The organism is Shigella sp. FC1661 (assembly GCF_001712525.1).
GTDB classification, from domain to species: Bacteria; Pseudomonadota; Gammaproteobacteria; order Enterobacterales; family Enterobacteriaceae; genus Escherichia; species Escherichia coli.
The window spans coordinates 1-3151 of sequence record NZ_MDGW01000229.1 but is presented as its reverse complement, the minus strand read 5'-3'; the positions used below and the strand labels follow the sequence as shown (position 1 = coordinate 3151).

The following is a 3151-nucleotide window of genomic DNA, read 5'->3' as shown; positions in this document are numbered from 1 at the left end:
ATGTTGCCGGGCAACGAGGGAGACCGTCATCCCCGGTTCAAAGCTCTGCTGAACAATTGCGATCTTTTCCTGTGTGGTACGCCGTCTGCGTTTCTCCGGCCCTAAGACATCAATCATCTGTACTCCAATGACTAGTCTAAAAACTAGTATTAAGACTATCACTTATTTAAGTGATACTGGTTGTCTGGAGATTCAGGGGGCCAGTCTAATGATTTAGGGTCTAATCAACTTAATGATCAATATCTATAGTGATATCACCAACCGTTAAAACGAACCGACAACTCCATGAGGAACGGAATGATGAATAATAAAGTCAGCTTCACTAACAGCAATAATCCAACCATCTCTTTGTCTGCAGTGATCTATTTCCCTCCAAAATTTGATGAAACCCGTCAGTATCAGGCAATTGTGGTATCTCACCCAAGTGGGGGCGTTAAAGAACAAACGGCCGGAACCTATGCCAAAAAACTGGCGGAAAAGGGATTTGTCACTATTGCTTATGACGCATCTTATCAAGGTGAAAGTGGCGGCGAGCCGCGTCAGTTAGAAAACCCATACATTCGTACTGAAGACATCAGTGCCGTGATTGATTACCTGACAACGCTTTCTTATGTCGACAATACCCGAATTGGTGCGATGGGAATTTGTGCCGGTGCAGGATATACAGCCAATGCTGCAATTCAGGATCGCCGCATCAAGGCCATCGGTACCGTTAGTGCGGTCAATATTGGTTCGATGTTCCGTAATGGTTGGGAAAACAATGTGAAATCTATTGATGCCCTGCCATACGTTGAAGCGGGTTCAAACGCCCGAACCAGCGATATTAGCAGCGGAGAATATGCCGTTATGCCACTGGCACCAATGAAGGAGTCCGATGCGCCGAACGAAGAACTGCGTCAGGCCTGGGAGTATTACCACACCCCTCGCGCGCAGTATCCAACAGCACCGGGTTACGCTACTTTGCGCAGCCTTAACCAGATTATTACCTTTGATGCTTACCATATGGCGGAAGTGAACCTGACTCAGCCGATGCAGATTGTGGCGGGCAGCCAGGCAGGGAGCAAATGGATGAGTGACGATCTGTACGATCGAGCATCAAGCCAAGATAAACGCTATCACATTGTTGAAGGCGCAAACCATATGGATCTTTATGACGGCAAAGCCTATGTGGCTGAAGCAATTTCAGTATTAGCTCCGTTCTTTGAGGAAACTCTGTAATGAAACATATTCAAATCCGCAATAGTGATATGGCCTGGCATATTGCTGCCAATATTCAGTTTCCACCAAATTTTGATGAGTCAAAACAGTATCCGGCGATTATCAGCGTCCATCCTTTTGGCAGTTGTAAGGAGCAGACGTCTGGCAATATCTATGGCAAAGCATTGGCTGAAAAAGGCTATCTCGTTCTCGCTTATGACGCCAGTTTCCAGGGAGAATCTGGTGGGGAGCCTCGCTGGATAGAAGATCCGACACAGCGCGTAGAGGATATTAGCCGTGTTATCGATTATGCAGTAACTCTGCCATATGTTAATGCTGAACGTATTGGCGTGCTGGGAGTGTGTGGGGGTGGTGGCTATGCCATTAATGCCGCGCTGACAGAAAAACGAATTAAAGCAGTAGTGAGTATTACGGGTGTTAATATCGGGCGTCTTTTTCGGGAAGGTTTCAGCAATTACGATCCGATTGGCGCATTGAATGCAATGGCGTCGCAACGAACCAAAGAGGCTCGTGGTGGAGATTACAGATCAACGAATTACTTCCCGCCAGCCTGGATGCAGCAAAAGCCCATGGACTGACCGAACGCGATGTTTATGAAGCAACTGACTACTATAAAACACCACGCGGGCAACAACCGGGAGGTGCGACAAAAATGTTGTTCTCACATGCACAGAAAACGCTGGCCTGGGATGCCTTCGCATTTACTGAAGTGTTACTGACTCAGCCGGTGATGGTAGTAGTTGGTGAAAAAGTCGGTGCCTTCGGTGCTTATCGTGATGGACTGGAAGTCTATGGCCGGGCGATGGTTTCGCAGGATCGTCAGTTAGTTTCATTACCCGATTTCTCACATTATGAACTGTATGACAAACCGGAAGCAGTTCAGGAGGCGCTGGAAAAAGTTATTCCTTTTTTCAACCCCCATCTGGGATAAGTTTCATGAGAAATATTATGAAAAATGTACTGATTCTTGGTGCTGGCGGTCAGATAGCCCGCCATGTGATTAATCAACTGGCAGATAAACAAACCATTAAACAAACTTTATTTGCCCGTCAGCCAGCAAAAATCCACAAACCCTATCCAACTAATAGCAAGATTATTATGGGAGATGTACTGAATCATGCAGCACTGAAGCAGGCCATGCAGGGACAGGACGTTGTGTATGCCAACCTTACGGGGGAAGATTTAGATATTCAGGCAAATTCAGTGATCGCTGCGATGAAAGCCTGTGATGTTAAACGTCTGATCTTTGTTCTTTCCCTCGGTATTTATGATGAAGTTCCAGGAAAATTTGGCGAATGGAATAATGCAGTTATTGGTGAACCCCTAAAACCATTCCGCAGGGCTGCGGATGCAATTGAGGCTTCTGGACTGGAATATACAATTCTTCGCCCTGAAGTGGTCAACAAAAACTGGCCACCGAGTTAGAGTTTTTCCAGTATCGATTTTCCGATTCGTTTGGGGGTAACCCACCGTTATATTCGTGCGGTCTTAGTGCGCTGTAATATCCAACGATATAGTCCGTTATGGCGTGAGCTGCCTCGCTGAAGCTTACGTAACCCACCACCGGCATCCATTCGTTCTTCAGACTCCTGAAGAAGCGTTCCATTGGGCTGTTATCCCAGCAGTTTCCGCGCCGGCTCATACTCTGTCTGATCTGGTATCGCCACAATAACTGCCGGAACTGCCTGCTCGTATAATGACTGCCCTGATCGCTGTGGAACATCACCCCGCCGGGCTTACCACGGGTTTCCCATGCCATTTCCAGCGCTTTCATGGTGAGCCTGCTGTCCGGCGAGAACGACATGGCCCAGCCCACTGGTTTTCTTGCGAACAGGTCGAGAACAACGGCGAGGTACGCCCAGCGCTTACCCGTCCAGATACAGGTCACATCACCGCACCACACCTGATTTGGCTCGGTCACGGCGAACTGCCT

Annotated in this window: 3 protein-coding genes and 2 pseudogenes; 3 read left to right on the top strand and 2 right to left on the bottom strand. The window is 47.8% G+C overall.

The window, feature by feature from the left end; all coding sequences use genetic code 11:
• Nucleotides 1-117 (bottom strand): IS3 family transposase (locus BFF42_RS13945; protein WP_000567659.1); only part of this gene is annotated, 117 nt, incomplete at its 3' end.
• 180 nt (nucleotides 118-297) lie between these two features.
• On the opposite strand from BFF42_RS13945, the gene BFF42_RS13940 reads away from it, so the two are divergent.
• The 3 genes and pseudogenes from BFF42_RS13940 to BFF42_RS13930 form a co-directional block, all read left to right on the top strand.
• Nucleotides 298-1218 carry an alpha/beta hydrolase gene (locus BFF42_RS13940; protein ID WP_039060227.1) on the top strand — a complete coding sequence of 307 codons (921 nt, stop codon included), beginning with the start codon at nucleotides 298-300 and terminating at the stop codon, nucleotides 1216-1218.
• Nucleotides 1218-2149, top strand: a pseudogene (locus BFF42_RS13935) (alpha/beta hydrolase). The gene BFF42_RS13940 and the pseudogene BFF42_RS13935 overlap by 1 nt, the downstream one beginning before the upstream one ends.
• Nucleotides 2150-2166: 17 nt before the next feature.
• A pseudogene (locus tag BFF42_RS13930) lies at nucleotides 2167-2610 on the top strand (NAD(P)H-binding protein); the annotation flags it as partial.
• Nucleotides 2611-2617: 7 nt separating this feature from the next.
• Here the strand turns inward: BFF42_RS13930 and BFF42_RS13925 are convergent.
• A partial coding sequence (locus tag BFF42_RS13925; protein WP_039060271.1) for an IS3 family transposase occupies nucleotides 2618-3151 on the bottom strand: 534 nt, incomplete at its 5' end.

What these genes read in the sequence shown, in the direction of transcription:
- BFF42_RS13940 (WP_039060227.1), top strand. Translation starts at nt 298, where the DNA reads ATGATGAATAATAAAGTCAGCTTCACTAACAGCAATAATCCAACCATC.